Source organism: Bacillus sp. TH19, from assembly GCF_016651075.1.
Lineage (GTDB): Bacteria > Bacillota > Bacilli > Bacillales > Bacillaceae_G > Bacillus_A > Bacillus_A mycoides.
Map to the genome: position 1 here is coordinate 1,461,706 of NZ_JAEKEO010000007.1, position 22,735 is coordinate 1,484,440.

The 22,735-nt window shown below is 35.8% G+C and carries 25 protein-coding genes; 18 read left to right on the top strand and 7 right to left on the bottom strand.

Annotated features, from left to right (window positions below; translation table 11 throughout):
* Positions 1-5: 5 nt before the first annotated feature.
* The 5 genes from spoVAD (at position 6) to JFU54_RS11460 (ending at position 4,309) form a co-directional block, all read left to right on the top strand.
* Positions 6-1,022, top strand: a complete 1,017-nt coding sequence (gene spoVAD / locus JFU54_RS11440; protein WP_002165116.1) for a stage V sporulation protein AD — start codon at positions 6-8, stop codon at positions 1,020-1,022.
* A 3-nt stretch (positions 1,023-1,025) separates the two neighbouring features.
* A complete protein-coding gene (spoVAE, locus tag JFU54_RS11445; protein ID WP_002014916.1) occupies positions 1,026-1,376 on the top strand; it encodes a stage V sporulation protein AE in 351 nt (116 codons plus the stop codon).
* 5 nt (positions 1,377-1,381) lie between these two features.
* Positions 1,382-1,951: a stage V sporulation protein SpoVABEA gene (gene spoVAEA, locus JFU54_RS11450; RefSeq protein ID WP_002088445.1), complete on the top strand. Its 570-nt coding sequence runs from the start codon at positions 1,382-1,384 to the stop codon at positions 1,949-1,951.
* Positions 1,938-3,410: a spore germination protein SpoVAF gene (spoVAF, locus tag JFU54_RS11455; protein WP_002128950.1), complete on the top strand. Its 1,473-nt coding sequence runs from the start codon at positions 1,938-1,940 to the stop codon at positions 3,408-3,410. Before spoVAEA ends, spoVAF begins: the two co-directional genes overlap by 14 nt.
* A gap of 95 nt (positions 3,411-3,505) precedes the next feature.
* Positions 3,506-4,309, top strand: a complete 804-nt coding sequence (locus tag JFU54_RS11460; RefSeq protein ID WP_002067045.1) for a Cof-type HAD-IIB family hydrolase — start codon at positions 3,506-3,508, stop codon at positions 4,307-4,309.
* 31 nt (positions 4,310-4,340) lie between these two features.
* On the opposite strand, the gene JFU54_RS11465 is transcribed toward JFU54_RS11460, so the two are convergent.
* The gene (locus JFU54_RS11465) at positions 4,341-5,207 is read right to left on the bottom strand and encodes a DUF1002 domain-containing protein (protein ID WP_002014912.1); all 867 of its coding nucleotides are present in this window, start codon (positions 5,205-5,207) and stop codon (positions 4,341-4,343) included.
* Positions 5,208-5,394: 187 nt separating this feature from the next.
* Here JFU54_RS11465 and JFU54_RS11470 point away from each other — a divergent pair, with 187 nt between their 5' ends.
* Positions 5,395-5,832, top strand: coding sequence for a peptidylprolyl isomerase (locus tag JFU54_RS11470; protein WP_000853785.1), 438 nt, complete (start codon positions 5,395-5,397; stop codon positions 5,830-5,832).
* A 485-nt stretch (positions 5,833-6,317) separates the two neighbouring features.
* Positions 6,318-6,686: a GNAT family N-acetyltransferase RibT gene (gene ribT, locus JFU54_RS11475; protein WP_000908403.1), complete on the top strand. Its 369-nt coding sequence runs from the start codon at positions 6,318-6,320 to the stop codon at positions 6,684-6,686.
* Between the two features lie 20 nt (positions 6,687-6,706).
* Here ribT and JFU54_RS11480 read toward each other — a convergent pair whose 3' ends face one another.
* Positions 6,707-7,225 (bottom strand): DUF309 domain-containing protein, encoded by a 519-nt coding sequence (locus JFU54_RS11480; protein ID WP_002014910.1) that lies wholly within the window; start codon positions 7,223-7,225, stop codon positions 6,707-6,709.
* Between the two features lie 99 nt (positions 7,226-7,324).
* Positions 7,325-7,420, bottom strand: coding sequence for a YjcZ family sporulation protein (locus tag JFU54_RS11485; protein WP_000510194.1), 96 nt, complete (start codon positions 7,418-7,420; stop codon positions 7,325-7,327).
* A gap of 169 nt (positions 7,421-7,589) precedes the next feature.
* Here JFU54_RS11485 and JFU54_RS11490 point away from each other — a divergent pair, with 169 nt between their 5' ends.
* The 6 genes from JFU54_RS11490 (at position 7,590) to phnF (ending at position 12,847) form a co-directional block, all read left to right on the top strand.
* Positions 7,590-8,333, top strand: a complete 744-nt coding sequence (locus JFU54_RS11490) for a segregation/condensation protein A (protein ID WP_002143025.1) — start codon at positions 7,590-7,592, stop codon at positions 8,331-8,333.
* 156 nt (positions 8,334-8,489) lie between these two features.
* Positions 8,490-9,062, top strand: coding sequence for an SMC-Scp complex subunit ScpB (scpB, locus tag JFU54_RS11495; protein WP_002128944.1), 573 nt, complete (start codon positions 8,490-8,492; stop codon positions 9,060-9,062).
* 78 nt (positions 9,063-9,140) lie between these two features.
* On the top strand, positions 9,141-10,043 hold the full coding sequence (locus JFU54_RS11500) for a ComEC/Rec2 family competence protein (protein WP_002165118.1): 903 nt from the start codon (positions 9,141-9,143) through the stop codon (positions 10,041-10,043).
* 207 nt (positions 10,044-10,250) lie between these two features.
* Entirely contained in the window at positions 10,251-11,393 is a 1,143-nt protein-coding gene (nagA, locus tag JFU54_RS11505; RefSeq protein WP_002165119.1) for an N-acetylglucosamine-6-phosphate deacetylase, read from the top strand.
* Positions 11,394-11,397: 4 nt separating this feature from the next.
* Complete coding sequence (gene nagB / locus JFU54_RS11510) at positions 11,398-12,186, top strand: glucosamine-6-phosphate deaminase (protein ID WP_002014905.1); 789 nt, start codon at positions 11,398-11,400, stop codon at positions 12,184-12,186.
* The gene (phnF, locus tag JFU54_RS11515) at positions 12,116-12,847 is read left to right on the top strand and encodes a phosphonate metabolism transcriptional regulator PhnF (RefSeq protein WP_078172874.1); all 732 of its coding nucleotides are present in this window, start codon (positions 12,116-12,118) and stop codon (positions 12,845-12,847) included. Before nagB ends, phnF begins: the two co-directional genes overlap by 71 nt.
* A 73-nt stretch (positions 12,848-12,920) precedes the next feature.
* Here the strand turns inward: phnF and JFU54_RS11520 are convergent, their stop codons facing one another.
* Positions 12,921-13,739, bottom strand: a complete 819-nt coding sequence (locus tag JFU54_RS11520) for a Cof-type HAD-IIB family hydrolase (RefSeq protein WP_002014903.1) — start codon at positions 13,737-13,739, stop codon at positions 12,921-12,923.
* A gap of 165 nt (positions 13,740-13,904) precedes the next feature.
* Between JFU54_RS11520 and glcT the strand changes: the two genes are divergently transcribed.
* The 4 genes from glcT (at position 13,905) to ptsP (ending at position 19,268) form a co-directional block, all read left to right on the top strand.
* On the top strand, positions 13,905-14,753 hold the full coding sequence (glcT, locus tag JFU54_RS11525; RefSeq protein WP_002143016.1) for a glucose PTS transporter transcription antiterminator GlcT: 849 nt from the start codon (positions 13,905-13,907) through the stop codon (positions 14,751-14,753).
* A gap of 340 nt (positions 14,754-15,093) precedes the next feature.
* Positions 15,094-17,157, top strand: a complete 2,064-nt coding sequence (ptsG, locus tag JFU54_RS11530; RefSeq protein ID WP_002014901.1) for a PTS glucose transporter subunit IIABC — start codon at positions 15,094-15,096, stop codon at positions 17,155-17,157.
* Between the two features lie 135 nt (positions 17,158-17,292).
* On the top strand, positions 17,293-17,556 hold the full coding sequence (ptsH, locus tag JFU54_RS11535) for a phosphocarrier protein HPr (protein ID WP_002033915.1): 264 nt from the start codon (positions 17,293-17,295) through the stop codon (positions 17,554-17,556).
* Positions 17,556-19,268, top strand: a complete 1,713-nt coding sequence (ptsP, locus tag JFU54_RS11540; protein ID WP_002143015.1) for a phosphoenolpyruvate--protein phosphotransferase — start codon at positions 17,556-17,558, stop codon at positions 19,266-19,268. The genes ptsH and ptsP overlap by 1 nt, the downstream gene beginning before the upstream one ends.
* Positions 19,269-19,364: 96 nt before the next feature.
* Here the strand turns inward: ptsP and JFU54_RS11545 are convergent, their stop codons facing one another.
* The 3 genes from JFU54_RS11545 to JFU54_RS11555 form a co-directional block, all read right to left on the bottom strand.
* Positions 19,365-19,730, bottom strand: a complete 366-nt coding sequence (locus JFU54_RS11545) for a DUF3915 domain-containing protein (protein WP_201064451.1) — start codon at positions 19,728-19,730, stop codon at positions 19,365-19,367.
* A 196-nt stretch (positions 19,731-19,926) separates the two neighbouring features.
* Positions 19,927-20,145, bottom strand: coding sequence for a hypothetical protein (locus JFU54_RS11550; protein WP_002088422.1), 219 nt, complete (start codon positions 20,143-20,145; stop codon positions 19,927-19,929).
* Between the two features lie 234 nt (positions 20,146-20,379).
* On the bottom strand, positions 20,380-20,997 hold the full coding sequence (locus JFU54_RS11555) for a nitroreductase family protein (protein ID WP_002033918.1): 618 nt from the start codon (positions 20,995-20,997) through the stop codon (positions 20,380-20,382).
* Between the two features lie 310 nt (positions 20,998-21,307).
* On the opposite strand from JFU54_RS11555, the gene JFU54_RS11560 reads away from it, so the two are divergent.
* Entirely contained in the window at positions 21,308-22,600 is a 1,293-nt protein-coding gene (locus tag JFU54_RS11560; RefSeq protein WP_201064453.1) for a GGDEF domain-containing protein, read from the top strand.
* Positions 22,601-22,735 lie beyond the last annotated feature (135 nt).

Consider the following 22,735-nt stretch of genomic DNA (forward strand, 5'->3'; position numbering starts at 1 on the left):
TGGGTATGAGATTGACAGGAAAACAAACGTGGGTATTTCAAAATGATATCTTCGTGAATGCAACTGGTACTGCTGTCGGTCCGAAAGAAGCTGAAGGCCCTCTTGGAAAGGATTTTGATATTTCATATTCTGACTTACATTGCGGAGAGGAAAACTGGGAACTTGCTGAACGAAGGTTAATGTCAGACTCAATTCAACAAGCGATGCAAAAAGGGAATATAAAAAAATCGCAAATTGATTTCTTTTTAGCGGGAGATTTATTAAACCAAACAGTGACAGCAAATTATGTTGCTCGTGAGTATGGTATTCCTTTTTTAGGGATGTTCAGCGCTTGTGCGACGTCAATGGAAACTTTGGCGATTGGATCAGCTTTTATAGATGGTGGATTTGCGAATCGTATTTTAGCTACAGTAAGTAGTCATAATGCGACGGCTGAAAGACAATTTCGTTCCCCAACAGAATACGGAGGACAAAAGCCAGGGACAGCAAACTCAACTGTTACCGGAGCAGGGTCAATATTAATTAGCAATGAGGAGAGTGCAATTAAAATAACAGCAGCAACAATTGGTAAAGTGCAAGATTTAGGAATTGCTAATCCTTTAGATATGGGATCAGCGATGGCACCAGCTGCTGCTCATACAATTCAACAACATTTTGAAGATTTGAGAAGAAGTGCAGCTGATTATGATCTTATTGTTACTGGTGATTTATCGGCTGTTGGGACACCAATTGCGAAACAACTTTTACTTGAGGAAGGGTATGATTTGGGGAATGTATACAACGATTGTGGATTAATGATTTACAATTCAAATCAAGAAGAAGTGTTTGCAGGGGGCAGTGGTTGTGCTTGTTCAGCTGTTGTAACATACGGCCATTTACTGCGTGAAATGCAAAAAGGGAATTTACAAAGAATTTTTGTCGTTGCAACTGGAGCTCTATTAAGCCCCATGATGATACAACAGAAGGAAACGATTCCAACGATTGCGCATGGTGTTGTGTTTGAAAGCGTTAAAGGAGAGTGAATTGTGGATTTTATATATGCATTTCTTGTAGGAGGAGCTATTTGTGTAATTGGACAAGTGTTGCTAGATTTCGCAAAGTTAACACCGGCACATTTAATGGCAACTTTTGTAGTCGCCGGAGCTATTTTAGACGGATTCGGATTGTACGATAAGCTTATAAAATTTGCAGGTGCTGGGGCAACAGTCCCTATTACAAGTTTTGGACACTCACTATTGCACGGGGCAATGCATGCGGCAGAAAAACATGGATATTTAGGAATTGGAATCGGTATGTTTAGCTTAACGTCTGCGGGGATTTCAGCAGCGATATTATTTTCATTTTTTGTTGCACTTATATGTAAACCGAAAGGATAAATCAAATGAGACGAAGGGTTGTTTTGGTCACAGATGGAGATGAATATGCAAAGCGGACAATTGAGCTGTTAACAAAGGAATTTGGGGGGAGGTGTATTTCAGCATCGCAAAGTAATCCGACCAAATTGACAGGGAAGAAAGTTGTTGAGCTTATTATGCAAACGCCATATGACCCTGTATTTGTCATGTTTGATGACAGCGGATTTATAGGAGAAGGATCTGGTGAAAAGGCGTTAAAGTATGTCGCAACACATAAACAAGTTGATGTACTCGGTATTTTAGCAGTAGCATCTAATACACATCATTGGGAATGGGCACGTGTAGATGTAAGTGTAGATCGGAATGGGAATTTGACAGAATACGGCGTTGATAAATTTGGACTCCCAGATGGTGAAATTGGCAGGATTAGTGGAGATACGATTTATTGTTTAGATGGTCTGAATGTTCCTGTCATAGTGGGGGTCGGTGATATTGGCAAGATGTGCGGAAATGATGAATGGGAGAGAGGATCACCTATTACTAGAAAAGCGATTCAATTAATTTTGGAAAGGAGTGGCTTTTATGACGAAGCCTAAAAAAGTGAATATCCCGATTTCATCTTTTTTAAGTGATAATGAAAATTATTTAAAGCAAACAGTTGGACTGGGTGTTACATACGATGTTGGTATTCGTAAATTTCAAATTTTAAATAAAGAAATTGGTGTGTTATTTGTAAATGGACTTTGTGATACGAATTATATTATCCCTATTTTAGAAGAAGCGGTGGATACAAATGAAATAAGGGATGTAGAAGAAGATACAGTAAAGCTTTTAGAGAATCGTTTAATTCATCAACAAGTAAGTAAAGTAAAAACGATGGATGATGTAATGCTCCAAGTATTATCGGGACTCATTGTTATATTTGTGGAAGGTGAAACAGAAGCGTTTGCAATAGATGTTCGTAGTTATCCGGGACGGACACCAACAGAACCAGATACAGAAAAGGTAGTGCGTGGTGCAAGGGATGGCTTTGTTGAAAATATCGTTGTAAATACAGCGTTAATTCGTAGAAGAATACGCGATCCACGTCTTCGAAATGAAATGATTCGAGTAGGGGATAGATCGCAAACGGATATTTGTATTACATACGTACAAGATGTTGCAAATCCAGATTTAGTGAAGATTATAAAACAAGAATTAAATAACATTGAAGTAGATGGGATTACTATGGCGGATAAAACGGTAGAAGAATTTGTAGTGAAACAAGGTTATAATCCATTCCCACTTATCCGATACACAGAGAGACCAGATGTAGCAGCAAATCATCTGTTAGAAGGACATGTGTTAGTACTCGTTGATACATCACCAAGTGCTATGATCACTCCAACAACATATTTTCACCATTTACAGCATGCAGAAGAGTTTAGACAAAATCCAGCTGTAGGTACATTTTTACGTTGGGTACGTTTTTTAGGTGTTATATTTTCGCTATTCTTACTGCCATTTTGGCTAGTTTTTGTTTTTGATCCGACTCTTTTACCGGAAAGTCTTGCTTTCATTGGACCAAATAAGATGACGCATTTACCGATTTTATTACAAATTTTGATGGCGGAAGTCGGACTCGAATTTTTAAGAATGGCCGCCATTCATACACCGACATCATTGTCGTCGGCAGCAGGATTAATTTCTGCCATATTAATTGGTCAAATTGCAATTGATGTAGGTTTGTTTGTACCAGAAGTTATTTTGTACGTAGCAGTTTCTATGATTGGAGCATACGCAACGCCAAGTTATGAGTTAGGGCTTGGGAATAAGATTGGAAAATTGTTTGTCATTATTTTAACAGGCATATTTCATGAAATGGGATTTGTCATTGGAATGACGATATTGATTCTATTTTTAACATCTATAAAAAGCTTGCAAACACCGTATTTATGGCCGTTTTTACCGTTTGATTGGGGCGCGTTAACGAAAATTTTACTTCGTCCAACTATGTCTAGTTTAAAGGTTCGTCCAAGTATTGTAAGACCTCAAAATGTGCGAAGACAAAAATAAGCGGGATTATGCTCCGCTTATTTTTTATTGAAAATTTATTGTTTTTTTAACAAAAATCAAACATTTTTTTTGTACAATTAGAGTAGATATTGTGTATGGAAGGGGAAGAGGACATGATTAAACTATTTGTAAGTGATTTAGATGATACACTCGTTTACAATATGAATGATATGCAAAAAGAAGATGAACGAGCGCTTTGTTGGCTAGCTGAAAACGGGACAAATATTTGTTTTGCCTCTGGCCGTTTTACTCACCGAATTGATGAGGCGGTAAAAAGGTTTTCGTTCCCGTATTACACAACTAGTTTAAATGGAGCGACAATGATACTACCGGATGGAAAAGTATTTCATGAATCGAGTTTTGAAGATGGGGTTGCCCAGGAAATATATCGATATATACATAAAAAGGGACTAGCAGATATTGTTTGTGCAAATGAGCAGCGATATACAAAAAGGAAGAATGAACATCACCATACTTTTGAAGAGTATATGGGAGTGCATATTGCTGAAATCGAAGAGTTAGAAGAGGAATTTGGGAAGACTGTACATCCTGCGAAATTATTTGTTTTTGGCGAAGAAGAAAAAATTGTAGCATTAGATCAAGAGTTGAGAGATACATTTCATAGCGAAGCGGAAGTCTTTATATCGGGTAAGCGATATGTTGACATTATGCCAAGAGGTGTAAGTAAAGGAAGCGCTCTGAAGCGATTAATGGAACATTTACAAATTGAAGCAAATGAAGTTGCATGTATTGGAGATTCTTTCAATGATATTTCTATGTTTGAAGTAACCCCGCACTCCTTCACCCTCCATCATGCTCATCCGTATGTAAAGGAGAAAGCAAATCATGTTGTCCGTTCGGTTGAAGAAGCTATTATGAAATTACCGTTACTTGTATAAAAAAGAAGCCCGCCAGCGGCGAGCTTCTTTTTTACTTGAATAAAGATTTAACGAAATCAATGATACTAGAGAAGAAATCTTTTACTTTATCTAGGAAACTTTGCCCTTCTTCAGATCCTAAGAAGGCAGACACATGGTCTTTTGCTTTCTCTAATTGGCTACCAACTTGGTTCCAATCGATATTAAGATTTTTCATTTTATCAAATAACGCTACTAGGCTATCCAGCTGTTCATCTGTTAATGTAATACCGAGTTGATCAGCAATTTTTTTAATTAATGTACGTAAATCTTCAGTTGTTTTTGGCTGTTCTTTTGCAATTTCTTCTTTAATTTTTGCAACAAGTTGAACTGCTTTTTCTTCGCCGATTTTATCACCAAGCTGGGCTGTTTGTACCATTTCTTCATTGGCTACTTTTTTTACTTCTTCAGGAATGGCTTTGTTTGATGTTGTTTCATAGGCCTTCATTAAACCTGTTAAAGCAGCAGTTCCTGAAACTTTAAATGGTGCAGTAATTTGAATCTCTGCATCTTTCACACCTGCTGTAATAAGTGCATTTGTGTACATTGCATCTGTTATCGAATTAATGTTTTTTGAGCGTACAATGAGACCTGACCCTGGTTTTGTGTATGTAATCATAGAAGAGGAAATAGCTCTCGTACCAATTTGCGCTTTTGGAACGATGCCCTCTAGAAATTTATGTTCTTCCGCATTAGATACAGTAATAATTTGTGCATCTTTTGGTGCTTTCATTTCTTTCAAAAGATCTTGTTTCTGTTGTTCAGATAAGTTTTCTCCTAGTGTAACAATTGATTCTCCCTCAATGATGTCTGCAAATGAAGCTGTTGGCATAATAAATACGGCTACAGCTAATAGCAGAGCTAGTAATTTCGTTTTCACGAAAAATCGCTCCCTTTCTCTTTCTTAAATTTTCGGGCAACACAGTTATTATAGTATATTTTTCTTATTTGTCACCTAGCTTCTTCCACATTTCAAAAAAGAAGTATGCAGATTGTCGGATTCTTTTTGTTTCTCGTCATGAATATGGTAATATAGTGCTGAGATAGTTGAAAGGAGACATATACATATGAAAACTTTAGGATACATATTAATGGAAAATGGCGAAAAAATCGATTTAGAATTTTTCCCAGAAGAGGCACCAAAAACAGTAGAAAACTTTAAAAAATTAGCAGAGCAAGGATTTTATGATGGTGTGACATTCCACCGCGTTATTCCTGGCTTCGTAAGCCAAGGTGGAGACCCAACAGGCACAGGAGCAGGTGGCCCAGGTTACTCTATCCCATGTGAAACTGATGGAAATCCTCATAGACATCTTGTTGGCTCACTTTCTATGGCACATGCTGGCCGTAATACAGGTGGTAGCCAATTCTTTGTTGTTCATGAGCCACAACCGCATTTAGATGGCGTACATACTGTATTCGGTAAAGCAACAAGCGGTATTGAAACGGTATTAAACATGCGTCAAGGCGATGTAATGAAAGAAGTTAAAGTTTGGGAAGAATAAGTTATGAGAAAAAGAGAGCGATTTTGCTCTCTTTTTTTATTTCCTATAAACAGGAATTGGTATATATTTTAAAGTATATGACACAAATAGGACGGCTACTAACGTTAAATTATATTGTTCATGAGAACACACTTTTAACAAAATACATAGGATAGAGTACGAATTATATGCTTCAATAAATGTATTTCTCTTAACATATTGCTTTTGGTAGAACTACTTTGTTCAAAAGTGGTTAATAAGTGAAATGTGATGAGAAAGGGATTTTCCTTTTAGTTCCTATATAGTATTGTCTCTTTTTTGAGCGGTGTAATAGAAAGAAATAGCGTGGAAACATATATTTGACTTTCTTCTTAACGCTTTGTATGATTATCAAGTTGTTTCAGCCCCTTCTCACTCTGGTAAAAATATTGTAGAATGAATGTGATATGAAAAGAGTGATTGAGGGGATAAATAGTTTGTAACTTTTGTAAGAAGGGATAAGGGTTATGTTAATTCGTTTTAAAAAAAGTTATGAAAAAATTGCAATGGGGCTTCTTTCATTTATGCCAACTGAAAAAGATGTGAAAACATTACAATTGACAATGAAAGAATATGAAGCGAAAGAGGATTGGCAATTGTATTTGTGGAAACAAAATGAAGATTTTGTTGGGATAATGGGGATTATAAAAAAAGAAGATCAGGTATTGGAAATTCAGCATTTGAGCGTGAATCCGTCTCACCGTCATATGGGGATTGGGACGAAGATGGTTCAAGAGCTTAAGAGTAAATTTCTTGAGTTTACAATTTGCGGAAATGAGCAAACAGCAAGTTTTTGCAAAAAGTGTAAAGAGCTTGAACAAAATATACATTCATGAAAGCAGGGATAAGTAGTTTATTATCTCTGCTTTCTTTTTTGTAGTTGCTCGTGTCGCTCAGAAATGACTTCTGTTCGATCACGCAATGTGTGCTTACTTATGATGTATTCACCAGGAATGACGTTCAGATCTTTCCAAGAGAGGTTTTGTTTCTTACATAACTGTATGCATTGTTTTTCTAACGATACGTCTAATAAGGGTAAAAATAACGGCGCAAAAATTTCCTTTTTGTGGATAGAGTTTAATCTTTCATTTAATAAGAACATAAGTTGTTTATGATCTATTCCTAATTGATGTAAAGATGTACTGTTCTTTTCTAAAAGTGCTATTGCGCTTTTTATCATCTTCTCTGCACCATTCCAGTTGGATCGTCTGTGATGGTATAAGGAAACAGCAATTTGAATGAGACCGACTAAGTAATTGTCGCGTTCTCCTCTAGGTTTTAATTTCCAATACTCTTCTAATATTTCATGACATTCAAAATAATCATAGTCTCCGTGAAAATGAATTAAAAATTGTATGTACTCGGTAGGATACATTTTATTCGCTCCTGTCTAACGGTTATATGTACAGTTTATCATAGAAATATTAACAATAAGCGACTAGGGAAATATCCCTAGTCGCTTTATTGCGTCCTATTAGCAGAAGCAAGCTGCTCCTACAATGATTAGTAAAATGAACAGTACAACAAGTAATGCGAACCCACCGCTAAAACCGCAATCAACGTGACCCATAGTTTTTTGACCTCCTACATTGTTCTTACTACATTGTTATCATATGAAGCGGTGGGCATTATGACATGGGCATAGGTCTATTTTTAATTAAATTTCTTAAAAAGGTTGGATAGAACATGAGTATGCTCTATACTTATGGTGTTATAGAAAAAATGTGGTGGGATGCTTTGTGCAGTATAATTTTAAAGTAGAGGCTTTTGAAGGGCCTTTAGATCTATTGTTACACTTAATAAATCGTTACGAAATTGATATATATAATATTCCTGTAGCGAAAATTACAGAGCAATATCTATCTTATGTCCATACGATGAAAGAATTACAATTAGATGTTGCCAGTGAGTATTTAGTAATGGCTGCAACGTTATTACAAATTAAAAGTAAAATGTTGTTACCGAAACAAGAAGAAGATGTACCTGATAACGGTGAAGACTTTATAGATGATCCTCGTCAAGAATTGATGGAGAGGTTAATTGAATATAAGAAATATAAGCAAGTTGCTACTGAGTTAAAAGAAAGAGAACAAGAAAGAGCACAGCTATATACACGTCCGCCAATTGATTTTACATCATTTCAACAAGAAGAGGAGACAAGCTTACCTCTTGATGTTACGTTATATGATATGTTAGCGGCATTTCAAAAGCTAATGCGTCGTAAAAAAGCAAAAACCCCCGTAACAACGCGAATTACTCGCCAAGAAATACCAATTGCACAGCGAATGACTGATATTCTACAACAGTTAGAAGTAAGAGGCGGTCGTCAAAGCTTTTATGATTTGTTTGCTGATGAAGAACGTGAAATAATGGTTGTAACATTTTTAGCGGTTCTTGAGCTAATGAAAAATCAACAAATCATAATTGAGCAGGAACATAATTTTGATGAAATTTTCGTATCAAGCTCTAATAAATCCGTATAGAGTTGATGTGAAGATGGGATAGAAATATTTTATCTCATGTTAGGTTTTAATGTATCGTTTGGAACGAGAGAAGAAATATTGAACCGAACGCATTTACTGTGATTCGGTTTTTTTATGTGTGTTTTTTATGGGAAATAGGAGGAAGGAGTTCGTAAAATGGATAGAAAAGAACAAAAATCGATTATTGAAGGGCTTTTATTTGTTGCAGGTGACGAAGGGATTTATCCGGAACAGATAGCTAAAGTTCTGGAAGTTGAAGTGGAAGAAGTAATAAACAGTATAGAGGAAATGCAAAAAGAATGCGAAGGATCGAATCGCGGTTTGCAAATTGTACAATATGCAAAAGTGTATCGTTTTGCAACAAAGAAAGAACATGCTTCGTACTATCAAAAATTAATAGATACTCCAACCGCGGCTTCACTTTCTCAAGCAGCTCTTGAAACGTTGGCAATCGTTGCGTACCGTCAACCGATTACAAGGACAGAAATGGAAGAGATTAGAGGTGTGAAAACGGACAAGGCATTACAAACGTTAGTTTCACACTTACTTATAAAAGAAACGGGAAGAGCGGAAGGACCAGGGCGCCCTATTTTATACGGAACGACGAAAGAATTTTTAGATACGTTTGGATTGAAAACGTTAGATGATTTACCACCTCTTTCGGAAGAAAATGAACAAATGAATGAAGCAGATTTATTCTTTGGTTCTTTACAGGAATTATCAAAATAAAAGCTTAGCATTTTGCTAAGCTTTTTTTGTATATCAATTACAGAGCGTGCCATACTAAATGAAAAAAGGAGACGAGTTATGAGAGGTGTACGGAATATTCTATTGTTGGTTTCTGTTTTATTATGCTTTTCGTTAAACAGCGCATCGGCTAAAAGATATATGATGTCTATTCATACTGCGTCTTCTATACATATGCAGCGGCAACATTTTGGTAAAATGAAAGTGAGTTTTTTAAAAGTTGGACAAGGTGATGCGACACTTATTACATTGCCAAATGGTCAAACGATGTTAATAGATGGGGGTCCTTATGAAGCGGGAGAGGTCATTATTCAAAAACTAATTGAAAAAAGAATTAATCATTTAGATGTGATTGTAAGTACTCATCCTGATATGGACCATATAGGAGGACTTATTCCAATTGTAGAGCAAATGCCAGTTTCCCTCGTATTAGATAGCGGGAAAACATATAGTTCATTTACTTATCATACGTATCGAAATAACATTAAAAAAAGGGGCATTCCTTTCATTTCAGTGAAGGAAGGACAATACATACCGCTAGATCCACATGTTTCTATACAAGTATTGAACAATGGGAAATCGAAAGACGAGAATAACGAGTCTTCAATTGTATTAAAGATTCGATATGGTAAAGCGGACTTTTTATTAATGGGTGATGCTGATATACGGACAGAAAATGAAATATTAAAGCAATTTGATGTACATGCAGATGTATTAAAAGTAGGGCATCATGGCTCGTATACTTCAACGAGTGAAACATTCTTAAAAAAAGTAGACCCACAATTCGCTATTCTTTCGTACGGGAGTAGAAATCCATATGGACATCCTCATCAAAGTGTTGTAAGACGATTAAAACAGCGTGGTATAATGATATACGGAACAAACAAGCGTACAGTAGAAATAGAAACAGACGGTGAACATATTACTATGGGGTCGAGTGGTCTTATGCCACTACTTAAGTAATTAATTATATAAGAGGGTATTTTCCATTTTGGAAAAAATGAATAACATATATTATAATGAAAAAGAAATAAATTTCCTTTTTTCTGCTGAATGAAGAGGAAATTTCATTAGAATGTATAGACAACTACTCGTGTGTATATTAAGATGGAATTAGGCGAATAAGGTAATAATAACAAGTAGGTATTTCATGGGAAAGGATCGATGAAAATGAAAACGCAAGTTGTCATCAATGCCAAAATTTATACAGGTAAAGAAGTAGTGGAAAACGGATTTATTCGTTACACAGAAACAATTAAAGAAATTGGTTTGATGGCTCAATATGTATCACAAGAAAATGAAACTGTGTTAGATGCGGCAGGAAAGATTGTGATTCCAGGTATGATTGATGTTCATATTCATGGTGGATACGATATTGATGCGATGGATGCAAATAGCGATGGATTAGTAACTCTTGGTAAAGAAATGTTAAAAGAAGGAGTTACAACTTACTTCCCAACAACAATGACACAAGCTCCAGAAGCGATTGAAGCGGCGCTAAGTGCTGCGAAGGAAGCGAAAGATAAGGGAGCACATTTCGAATATATTCACTTAGAAGGACCATATGTTTCAAAAAAACGTGCGGGTGCACAACCACTTGAACATATTGTTCCTGCGAGTATCGAGCAATTTAAACAATGGCAGGAAGCAAGCGGTAATCTAATTAAATTAGTAACATATGCACCGGAAGAAGAAGGTGCGTTAGAGTTTGAACAGTATCTTGCTGAAACAGGTGTTGTTGGCACAATGGGGCATACAGATGCAATTGATGCACAACTGAAAAATAGAAAAATTACACATGCAACACATTTATACAATCAAATGCGTGGATTACATCATCGTGAACCAGGAGTTGTTGGTCATGTGTTATTAAATCCAGATGTAATGGTTGAAGTAATTACAGATGGTATTCACATTCACCCTGATATGGTGAAATTAGCATATAAATTAAAAGGACCGAAAAAAGTAAGTGTCATTACAGATGCAATGCGTGCAAAAGGTCTTGAAGAAGGATTATATGAGCTTGGCGGACAGCCAGTACATGTAAAAGATGGCAGTGCCCGATTAGAAGATGGAACGTTAGCTGGTAGTATTTTAAAAATGGATCAAGCTTTCCGAAATGTAATTGAATTTACAGGATGTTCAATCGAGGAGGCAGTGTTAATGACATCAGTTAACCAAGCAGAAGAATTTGGATTAAATAATAAAGGTGCGTTAGCGGTAGGTAAAGATGCAGACTTTGTTGTTATGACTGAAGAATTACATGTATATGATACGGTTCGTTTAGGAATTCATATGAAGGAAGGGAAGTAATTAGATGAATATTCTTGTTGTAAAAACTCCAGAAGAATTAGCAGAAGCAGGTTATAAGTTAATTAAAGAGGTTGTAAAATCAAAAGAAAATCCAACTTTAGGAATGGCTACAGGAAGCTCTCCATTAGGTATTTATGCAGAAATGCGAAAAAATAAACTTGATACAAGTCATGCAATCACTGTAAACTTAGATGAGTACGTAAATTTACCACACGAAGATAAAAACAGCTATCACTATTTCATGCAAGAACAGTTGTTTGATCATCTTCCATTTAAACAAACTTATGTACCGAATGGGATGGCAAGTGATTTAGAGGAAGAGTGCAAGCGTTATGAAGGCATTCTAGTAGCTAACCCAGTTGACTTACAGATTCTTGGAATCGGTGAAAACGGTCACATCGGATTTAATGAGCCAGGAACACCATTTAATTCTCCAACTAACATTGTAGAATTAACAGAATCTACACGCCAAGCAAACCTTCGCTTCTTTGAAAATGAAGAAGATGTGCCGACTCATGCGATTACAATGGGAATTGGAAGTATTATGAAAGCGAAACAAATTCTACTTGTTGCTATGGGATCTAAAAAGGCAGAAGCTATTAAAGAATTATTGCAAGGTGAATATAGTGAGGCGTGTCCTGCTACAGTTTTACAACGTCATCCGAATGTAACCGTAATCGCAGATCCAGAAGCTCTATCTTTATGCAGTGAGGCGATTGCTGATGAACATCGACAAGTATTCACCATTTCCGATTTATTATCAGATTCAAGAGTGGGTGAAACAGCTAATTGAGGAAGGCGAATGGAAGCCGGGAGATAAAATTCCATCTGAGAATGAACTTTGTGATAAGTTCGAAGTGAGTCGTATGACAATCAGACAGGCGATTAATAACTTAGTGGAACAAGGTTATTTATACCGGAAACGTGGGATTGGAACGTTCGTCCAACTTCCGAAAGTGGAGCAAAAGTTGCAAGGAATGACGGGATTCACAGAAGATATGATATCTCGTGGTATGAAACCGAGCAGCCAGTTATTAAGTTTCCGCCTAGTTCCAGCTACTGCTAAAATAGCAGACCGGCTGAGAATACAAGAGGGAGAATCGGTTTATGAAGTGAGGCGTACGCGCTTAGCTGATGACGAACCGATTGCATTTGAGACGACATATTTGTCGCCAACTCTTGTGAAAGATATTAACGAAGAAATATTACAACAATCTTTATATGAACATTTAGAGAAAAAACTGGGCTTTAAGCTTGTTCGCGCTACTCAATCAATTGAAGCTTCAATTGCAACGGATAATGAAGCTGAACATCTGCATATTCCTAAAAAGGCGCCTGTACTTGTAATGCGTCAATGGTCATATTCAGAAGGTGAGTTACCGTTAGAGTATGTGAAATGTATTTATCGTGGGGATCGTTACAAGTTTATTACGAACATCGCACGTAACAAGTAATATATTTCAGTTTGTGAAGTACAGTGAACTTTGATGTTTTCAACATGTAAAGAAATAAAAATACGACTCATCCTTATAAGGATCGAGTCGTATTTTTATTTGCTTCTTCATTATAAACAAGTACTTGGTTAACGGCATCTTTGACAGCATCTACTACATAGTGAGCGTGCTCTTTTACCGCATCATCAGCTTGAGACATAGCAAAACTATGGGGAGTTAAGGAAAACATTGGAATATCATTGTAAGAATCCCCTATGCACGCAACCTCCTCTGGTTGTATTTGAAACTCTTGTAATAAAACAGAAATAGCAGAACCTTTACTAATATTTGGTGGCATTACATCTAAACATTGTTCAGCTGAAATGAAAGTACTAACTTTTCCATGGAATTTTTCATCGATCTTTTTTTGAAGGAGTTGTAAGTTTTCCTTTGTTCCACCGATAGAAATTTTATTTGGAAAAATTGTATCATCGATTTTCTGTAATAAATTTGGTTCTTCAACAGAAGTCATTGCTACTTGTTTTTCGAGTTCATGAATAAAAGGTGTCTTTTCTTCAATATAGTAATTATGCTCATCACTTACATAACGGAAATAAGGGTCTTGATTTGTCATAGCTAGTAAATCAGGAAGAATGCTGGAATCAAAATTTGCGGATAATAGTTGCTTATTTTCATTAGTATATACAAACACACCATTTACACTAATACGATGGAAATTTGTATTTACAGCTTTCATTAAGTCTGCGATTTCATTATCAAGTCGTCCAGAAGCGAAGCAAAGAATAACATTTTGCTCAGCAAGACTGCGAAGTGCCGCAACATCCTGCTCATCAATCAGACCTCCGTGTTGCATCATCGTTCCATCAATATCACTTACAAACATTTTAATCATGTTGCAATCTCCTTTCTATGTACAGTTGCCCTTACATTATACGCATCATATACAAACATGTCTAAAAAATGAATTTTTATTAAATGGTAGATGTTTTATATTGACGAAAAAGAAGAATGTTCTGTAACATAAAAGTAGGCTATTTAAGTACGAGGGTGGTGTTATATGAGTAATTATCTAGAAATTAAAAAAGTTTTAAATAATAATGTCATCATTGCTAGCCATCCTGAACACGAGGAAGTAGTAGTGATCGGTAAAGGAATCGGATTTGGGAAAAAGGCTGAAGATGTGTTGGAGCAAGAACAAATTGAGAAAATGTTTGTTTTAAAAAATGAACGTGATCGAGAACAATACAAACTTTTAGTACCACATGTGAGTGAAAAGCTAATTGAATTGATGAATGATATTATGTTATATATTCAAGAAAAAGCGGAGTCTCCATTAAATGAACATATTCATATCGCTTTAACAGATCATATTTCTTTTGCAATTAAAAGGCTGAAACAAGGACTTACAATAGATAATCCTTTTTTAGTTGAAACGAAAATGCTATATCCAGAGGAATATAAAATTGCTGAAGGCGTTGTGCAACTTTTAAATTCTCGTTTGCAAATTACATTGCCAGAAGGGGAAGTTGGCTTTATCGCACTTCACATTTACAGCTCGCTTACAAACTCTGATTTATCTTCTGTTAATCAAAATTCTCGTCTTATTGCACAACTTGTGTCTTTAATTGAGACAAGCCTACAAATTACATTAGACCAAGAAAGCATTCATTATTTACGCCTTATTCGCCATTTACAATATGCTATTGAGCGGGTGAAAAAAGGAGAAAAAGTAGAAGAAGCACAGAGTTTTGCTGATTTATTAAAGTTGGAATATCCAGTTTGTTATAATTTGGCGTGGAAACTAGTCAAAGTAATGCAGAAAGAATTACAACTTCCTGTATATGAAGCGGAGAGTATTTATTTAACGATGCATTTACAACGATTAGTGAAAGTAGAACATGTGTAAAAAGACATATATTTTTGTCTAAAATGAAAACGTTAAAAAAAATGATTGAATCGCTTACAATAGTTATGTATAATAACTATTGCAAAGTTATACAAAATTCGACAAACACATTAAGGTAAATAACGAAAACGTTTGCTTTAATTATAGTGAACTTATACGTAATCCTATTTTTGACACGTGTTACTGATTCGATCAGGCATGAGTGGAGAAAAGTTGGGAATGTAAGCTAAAGAAAGGGACATACTACCCTTTGTATAGCTATCGTTCTATCTTTTTTTTCCTCATGCCTTTTTGGCGTTTGTCGAAAAGTATCAATATAGATAAGAGAGGAAGGGTTTCCATGTTTAAGAAGATCTTTGGTGTTCTTCAAAAAGTCGGAAAAGCGCTTATGCTTCCAGTAGCGATTTTACCGGCAGCAGGTATTTTACTTGGATTTGGTAATGCATTTCAAAATCCACAACTAACAAATGTTATCCCTGCTTTAAAAGCAGATTGGTTCGTAATGGTTGCAAAAATTATGGAACAATCTGGCGATATTATTTTCGCTAACCTTGCGCTATTATTCGCAGTTGGGGTAGCGATCGGTTTAGCTGGTGGAGACGGAGTAGCTGGTTTAGCAGCGTTCGTCGGATACTTAATTATGAACAAAACGATGAGTGTGTTCTTAGAAGTAGATAAACTAGTGAAAGTAACAAGCACTGGAACAGATCCAGTAAAAATTGGATTTTCAGATCCAGCATATGCAAACGTATTAGGAATTCCAACGCTGCAAACAGGAGTGTTTGGTGGTATTATCGTCGGGATAGTAGCGGCATATTGTTATAATAAATACTTCAACATTGAATTACCATCATACTTAGGTTTCTTTGCAGGTAAGCGTTTCGTACCAATCGCAACTGCAACATTCTCTTTAGTGGTAGGTATTATCATGTGCTTCATTTGGCCATACATTCAGGGTGGCTTAAATACGTTCTCACATCAAATGATTGATGCAAATAGAACGATAGCAGCATTTATATTCGGTTTAATCGAACGTTCATTAATTCCATTTGGATTACATCATATTTTCTATTCACCGTTCTGGTTCGAATTCGGTCAGTATACAAATGCAGCTGGCGAATTAATCCGTGGTGACCAAAAAATCTTTATGGCACAGTTAAAAGACGGCGTAGAATTAACAGCAGGTACATTTACAACTGGTAAGTATCCGTTCATGATGTTCGGTCTTCCAGCAGCAGCTTTAGCAATGTACCATGAAGCACGTCCGGAAAATAAAAAATTAGCAGCTGGTATTTTAGGATCTGCTGCATTAACATCTTTCTTAACAGGTATTACAGAACCACTTGAATTTTCATTCTTATTCGTAGCACCAGTATTATTCGGAATTCATGCAGTATTCGCTGGTCTATCATTTATGACAATGCAAATTTTAGGTGTTAAAATTGGTATGACATTCTCTGGTGGTTTAATTGACTTCATATTATTCGGTGTACTACCAGGTCGTACGGCATGGTGGTGGGTAATTATTGTTGGTCTTGTACTAGCAGTGATTTACTACTTCGGATTCCGTTTCGCAATCCGTAAATGGAACTTAAAAACACCTGGTCGTGAAGTAGCGAATGCTAATGAAGGCGCAGGGAAAACAGAAGCAGGAGAACTTCCACGTGAAGTATTAGTAGCACTTGGTGGTAAAGAAAACATTGCTTCGTTAGATGCTTGTATTACTCGTTTACGCGTTCAAGTTAACGAACAAAAAAATGTAAATAAAGACCGCTTAAAAGAGCTTGGAGCAGCCGGTGTACTTGAAGTTGGAAATAACATTCAAGCTATTTTCGGACCGAAATCTGACACATTAAAATCACAAATTCATGATATTATGTCAGGTCGTACACCTCATGTTGAAAAAGAAGCGCCTGTAAAAGTGGAAGAAGCTCCTCAACAGGTTGATGAAAATGAAACAATCGTTTCACCAATTGAAGGGAAAATCTTACCGATTACAGAAGTACCTGACCAAGTATTCTCAGGGAAAATGATGGGAGATGGATTTGCGATTGAGCCAACAGAAGGAACAGTAGTTTCTCCGGTTAATGGTGAGATTGTAAATGTATTCCCTACAAAACATGCGATTGGTATTCAGTCTGAAGGCGGAAAAGAAATTTTAATCCACTTCGGTATTGATACTGTAAAATTAAATGGTGAAGGCTTTGAAGCGCTTGTAGCACAAGGTGATAAAGTGAAACAAGGACAACCATTATTAAAAGTAGATCTTGCATTTGTAAAAGAAAATGCACCATCTATTATTACACCAATCGTCTTTACGAATTTACAACAAGGGCAACAAGTCGAATTGAAAAAAGATGGAAATGTTAAGAAGGGCGAAAACGCTATTATTGACATTCAGTAGGAATTTGACGCAAAATGTTTATAATTATAATAGGCGATGTGGTTGACCGAACATCGCCTATTATATACAATAGATGATGTAGTACTCACGTCTATACAACTAAAAAAATACTGTATTTGAAGGAGATAAATTATCATGGAAAAAATCTTTAAAGTAACTAGCGACTCAGGAATTCATGCTCGTCCAGCAACTCTACTTGTAAACACTGCAAGCAAATTTGGTTCTGACATCAACTTAGAGTATAACGGAAAAAACGTTAACTTAAAATCAATCATGGGTGTTATGTCTTTAGGAATTCAACAAGGCGCGGAAATTAAGGTCACTGCAAATGGTGATGATGCAGCTCAAGCACTAGCAGCTATCGAAGAAACTATGAAAAACGAAGGATTAGGAGAATAATGACTCTTAACATTCAAGGGATCGCTGCATCAAGTGGGATTGCTATTGCAAAGGCTTTCAGACTTGAGAATCCTGAATTTAACATTGAAAAGAAATCAATTACAGACGAAGCTGCTGAAATTGCACGCTTAGACGCTGCGCTTGAGAAAGCAAAATCTGAACTAGAAGCTATTAAGGACCATGCTTTTGCTGAGCTAGGTGCTGATAAAGCTGCTATCTTTGAAGCACATTTATTAGTATTAAATGATCCAGAATTAGTGAATCCAGTAAAAGATAAAGTAAATGGCGAAAAAGTAAATGCTGAATTTGCAATGGATGAAGTTGCATCAATGTTTATTTCTATGTTTGAAAACATGGATAACGAATACATGAAAGAACGTGCTGCGGATATTCGCGACGTAACAAAACGTGTTCTTGCACATTTACTAGGAATTAACTTCTCAAACCCTGGTACAATTTCTGAAGAAGTAATCATCATTGCTGAAGATTTAACACCATCTGATACAGCTCAGTTAAACCGTAAGTATGCAAAAGGTTTCACAACTGATATCGGTGGACGTACATCTCACTCTGCAATTATGGCTCGTTCTATGGAAATTCCAGCTGTTGTTGGTACGAAAGTTGTTATGGAGAAAATCCAAAACGGCGATATCGTAATCATTGACGGTTTAGATGGAGAAGTAATTGTAAACCCATCTGAAGAAACTCTTCGTTCTTTTGAAGAAAAGAAAGCGAAATTTGAAGAGCAAAAAGTTGTATGGGCAAAATTAAAAGACCAAGCAACTGTAACAAGTGATGGACATCACGTTGAGCTTGTTGCTAATATCGGAACACCAAATGATGTACAAGGTATTATCGATAATGGCGGAGAAGGCGTTGGTTTATACCGTACAGAATTCTTATACATGGGCCGTGACAATCTTCCAACAGAAGAAGAGCAGTTCGAAGCGTATAAAGCAGTTCTTGAAGGTGTAAAAGAAGATCAACCAGTCGTTGTTCGTACACTTGACATCGGTGGAGATAAAGAACTTCCATACTTACATTTACCAAAAGAAATGAACCCATTCTTAGGATACCGTGCAATTCGCTTATGTCTTGATGAGCAAGATGTGTTCCGTACACAACTTCGTGCATTACTTCGTGCTAGCGTATACGGTAACTTGAAAATTATGTTCCCAATGATTGCAACTCTTGATGAGTTCCGTCAAGCGAAAGCAATCTTATTAGAAGAGAAAGCAAAACTTGTAGAAGCGGGTACAAATGTTTCTGATTCTATTGAAGTTGGTATGATGGTTGAAATTCCAGCTTCAGCAGTATTAGCTGATCAGTTCGCAAAAGAAGTTGATTTCTTCTCTATTGGAACAAATGACTTAATCCAATACACAATGGCTGCAGACCGTATGAACGAACAAGTAGCTTACTTATACCAACCATATAACCCATCTATTTTACGTCTTGTAAAAATGGTTATCGATGCTGCTCATAAAGAGGGCAAATGGGCTGGTATGTGTGGTGAGATGGCGGGAGATTCACTTGCTATCCCATTATTATTAGGATTAGGCTTAGATGAGTTCAGTATGAGTGCAACATCTATCCTTCCTGCAAGAACACAACTAAGCAAGTTGTCAAAAGCAGAAATGGAAACATTAGCAGAGAAAGCATTAACAATGTCAACTGCTGAAGAAGTTGTTGAATTAGTTAAAAGCATATAATAGTAAAAAAACCTGAGTCGATTCGAAATCGATCTCAGGTTTTTTCTATGAGAAAAGTAAATCTTATTTTGCCACTATTGAGGCTAAAGAACAGAATTAGATAGCGATTGCAACGATATCAGTTGGGCAAACACGTAAAATACCAGTAAAACTATTCTGATTGTTCTTATCGTCTTTATTATTGTTGTTGTTGTTATCTTTGTTATTACGAGCTAAAGCAGAGAAAAGAGCAACACCGTTAGCGAAACCTTCAAAAATTAAATTACGGAATGATCCATCGCCTCTAATGCTTAAAAGGGAAATTTCTGTTCCCACTGAAATGCTAGCAAGTACGTTACATACAGCAGGTCGGTGTGGTCTAACTTCTTCTCTCTCTTTCTCGCGATGGTCGCGATGGTCACACTCTCTTTCACGATGATGACATTCTCTAAAGTTATCACAGCATCCAAATGATCCAAACATAATCCTCATCACCCCCTTCACACTTATAATCTATGTAAGTTCGGCAGTCGGTGACTGGACAGATAATGGAAATTTTTCTAGGGGATTTTCTCATTTTAAATGACTAGATGGGTATTTAGTATGGAATGATGTTTAAAATAGGGGAAATGTCACAAAAAAATGTAAAGACCACCGAAATGAATGAAATAGGTAGCCTTTACACTTTTTTACTTTTATATAAAACGATGATATATACAGGAAGAGCTAAGAGTAGTGGTGCAATGGATCGTGCAGTATGTTTTTCTGCTTCTAATTGTAACGCTTCTTCTTTAGGGAATTGTAACACTGATATGTTTGCAGCATCGCCAATAAAATATAGCAGTAGTACAGTTACTATGTAACTCAAAAGTGCGATAAAGCTTCCGTATGAACTCAATGAAAATCCCTCTCTTGTTATCTATTTGTTATCATTGTATCACAATTGTAACAAAAATACACGGTTATATTTCAATGCTTTAACAAATTTCGACACAAAACGCCATATTTGTTTATGGTGATAGCGTAAAAATTACAATTTCTCTATGTATAGATGTCGAATAATACATTGTAATATTACGGATGTGTGACAGAATATAAAAAAGCGAAGGTAATGAAATTACCTTCGTTTTTATTATTTCGCCCATTCACTTACTTGTTCTACGCTCATGCGCGGTGCAGGGTGACCTTTTAAAGTTGATTCACCAATTGTAATAAGCATAATTGGTACGTAACGAGATGAAACATTGAATTCTTCCATTAATGCCTGTGGATTGAAGCCACCAATAGCGCAAGTATCCCAGCCAGTTGCTTTAGCAGCAAGCATAAGTTGCATTGCTGCTAAAGCAGCATTTGAAAAGGCAGCATCTCGTGGGTATTGCTCACGAGTATATGCAGATTCAATATTTTTAGCTAAGCGCTCTTTTGCGTCTGCTTTCATAAATCCTTGTTCTACAATTGGACCGTAAACAGGTTCAACATTTTTATATGCCTCTAAATCACCTAAAATAGCGACTACGGCAGAAGCATCAAGAATTTGTTGTTGGTTATAAGCAATTGGGTGTAATCGTTTTTGTACATCTTCGCCTTGGAAAACAAGGAATTTCCAGTGTTGCAAGTTCCAAGCAGAAGGTGCTTGCGCAGCTGCTTTTAAAATTTCATGTAACTCTGTAGATGAAATTTCTTTTTCAGGGTTGAATGCACGTGTAGATGTGCGTTCATATAAAACGTTAAAAAAGTCGTTGTTTGTCATTATATATCCTCCAAATTACATATCAACTTAATATAAAATAAATGTAATATACTCTACTTACATTTTGTAAGTTATTGAATTTAAGAATATAATACCTTTATTTTAATTGTCAAGTTTTAAATAGTAAGGCAGGGCATTCATACAAACGATACAATTCATATAATCATAAACTAAAAAAGGAATTTCCAGAGCAGATAAGCGAAGATAACATTCTCAATTAGCTTGTTAATATGAGTTCCTCACAATTCTTTATAAAATGATTGTGAGGAATTCAGTAAAACAAGATATATGAAGTGAGTGAAGACTAGTGATGAACATACTACATTTTTTATTAGAGAATACTGTTTTCCAAAATGTATTACAAGATCTTCAGTTGAATGTCCTTTATATAGAAGATGGATGTACACATCAACAAACGATAGAAAACGTCCATCCAAAATGTATGTTTATAGCAAATAGTTTTGAAGAAGGAGAAATATTGTTTCATAGAACTAGACCACATATTGTAATTATGTATGTAACAGATTTTGCTCAAATAAAATATATAAAGAATATATATAATTCACAGAGCACATTCATTATCATTTGGGATCAACAGATAGACAATCAGTTTGCAGATTTACTACTGTTAGGAATACGTAATATTGTTATAGCACCAGTAACCCCACAAGTAGTACTAGAGGAAGTGAATAAGAGTTTATATCAGCTTTCTTTAGTGCGACAAGTAAGTTTACAACAAGAATTGCTTCAAACGATGTTTGATTTTCAAAATGATTTATTATTTATAGTAGAAGATGATGAGATTGTTGATTGTAATACGAATTTTTTACAATTCTTCGGACATGATAATTTATTTACGTATCGTGAACAACATTTAGTGTTTGCAGAACATCTTATTAGAGAGAACGGATATTATTCGACGACTCACGATATAACATGGCTGGATGATACTTTATCAAATGGAAGAAGAATTAAAATGTATAATTATGAAGGAGAAGCATTTACTTTTCTATTACGTGCGACACCATTACCAGAAGACTTATCGCGATTTATAGTAAAATGCACAGAGATTACAGAATTAGATGAAATCTATCAAGAGCAAGAAAGATTGGCTATGATAGATTCATTGACAGAAATATATAATCGCTTGAAATTCCAACAAATATTGGAGACAGAGTGGGAGAATGTATTACGTAATGATGAAAAAGTTGCACTTATTTTGTTTGATATAGATAATTTTAAATCAGTAAATGACACATATGGTCATGATTTTGGCGATTTAGCATTAGTACAACTTGCAGATCTTATGAAATCTAAAGTTGAAGCTCAACATGTATTTGCAAGATGGGGAGGAGAGGAATTTATAATATTAGTGACAAATACGGTAGAAAAAGAAGCGTTTCAAGTTGCGGAATCATTGCGATTTTTCATTGAAACAAAGCATTTCTCTGGAATTTCGAAATTAACAGCGAGTTTTGGAGTTGCGTTATATGAGCAAGGGATTACAAGAGAAGAGTTAATGCAAAGAGCGGATATTGCGTTATATGAAGCGAAAAAAAATGGGAAAAATCAAGTATGTATATATAGAAAAGAAAAAATGTGATTTTTCGCAACAAATTGTTGCGATTTTTTTTTATTACTTGATAATAGAATATGGGGGACCATTTTAACCGAGAAGCTCCCACTTCAAGTAAGCTCGCAAGAGAGACTAAGTGGTGGGTAGTTCACATGAAGTAAT

Bases quoted from the DNA above. Each gene is read 5' to 3' on its own strand.
- spoVAD (WP_002165116.1), top strand. From the start codon at position 6: ATGAGATTGACAGGAAAACAAACGTGGGTATTTCAAAATGATATCTTC.
- spoVAEA (WP_002088445.1), top strand. From the start codon at position 1,382: ATGAGACGAAGGGTTGTTTTGGTCACAGATGGAGATGAATATGCAAAG.
- spoVAF (WP_002128950.1), top strand. From the start codon at position 1,938: ATGACGAAGCCTAAAAAAGTGAATATCCCGATTTCATCTTTTTTAAGT.
- JFU54_RS11460 (WP_002067045.1), top strand. From the start codon at position 3,506: ATGGAAGGGGAAGAGGACATGATTAAACTATTTGTAAGTGATTTAGAT.
- JFU54_RS11470 (WP_000853785.1), top strand. From the start codon at position 5,395: ATGAAAACTTTAGGATACATATTAATGGAAAATGGCGAAAAAATCGAT.
- ribT (WP_000908403.1), top strand. From the start codon at position 6,318: ATGTTAATTCGTTTTAAAAAAAGTTATGAAAAAATTGCAATGGGGCTT.
- JFU54_RS11480 (WP_002014910.1), bottom strand. From the start codon at position 7,225: ATGTATCCTACCGAGTACATACAATTTTTAATTCATTTTCACGGAGAC.
- JFU54_RS11485 (WP_000510194.1), bottom strand. From the start codon at position 7,420: ATGGGTCACGTTGATTGCGGTTTTAGCGGTGGGTTCGCATTACTTGTT.
- scpB (WP_002128944.1), top strand. From the start codon at position 8,490: ATGGATAGAAAAGAACAAAAATCGATTATTGAAGGGCTTTTATTTGTT.
- JFU54_RS11500 (WP_002165118.1), top strand. From the start codon at position 9,141: ATGAGAGGTGTACGGAATATTCTATTGTTGGTTTCTGTTTTATTATGC.
- nagA (WP_002165119.1), top strand. From the start codon at position 10,251: ATGAAAACGCAAGTTGTCATCAATGCCAAAATTTATACAGGTAAAGAA.
- nagB (WP_002014905.1), top strand. From the start codon at position 11,398: ATGAATATTCTTGTTGTAAAAACTCCAGAAGAATTAGCAGAAGCAGGT.
- phnF (WP_078172874.1), top strand. From the start codon at position 12,116: ATGAACATCGACAAGTATTCACCATTTCCGATTTATTATCAGATTCAA.
- JFU54_RS11520 (WP_002014903.1), bottom strand. From the start codon at position 13,739: ATGATTAAAATGTTTGTAAGTGATATTGATGGAACGATGATGCAACAC.
- glcT (WP_002143016.1), top strand. From the start codon at position 13,905: ATGAGTAATTATCTAGAAATTAAAAAAGTTTTAAATAATAATGTCATC.
- ptsG (WP_002014901.1), top strand. From the start codon at position 15,094: ATGTTTAAGAAGATCTTTGGTGTTCTTCAAAAAGTCGGAAAAGCGCTT.
- ptsH (WP_002033915.1), top strand. From the start codon at position 17,293: ATGGAAAAAATCTTTAAAGTAACTAGCGACTCAGGAATTCATGCTCGT.
- ptsP (WP_002143015.1), top strand. From the start codon at position 17,556: ATGACTCTTAACATTCAAGGGATCGCTGCATCAAGTGGGATTGCTATT.
- JFU54_RS11545 (WP_201064451.1), bottom strand. From the start codon at position 19,730: ATGTTTGGATCATTTGGATGCTGTGATAACTTTAGAGAATGTCATCAT.
- JFU54_RS11555 (WP_002033918.1), bottom strand. From the start codon at position 20,997: ATGACAAACAACGACTTTTTTAACGTTTTATATGAACGCACATCTACA.
- JFU54_RS11560 (WP_201064453.1), top strand. From the start codon at position 21,308: ATGAACATACTACATTTTTTATTAGAGAATACTGTTTTCCAAAATGTA.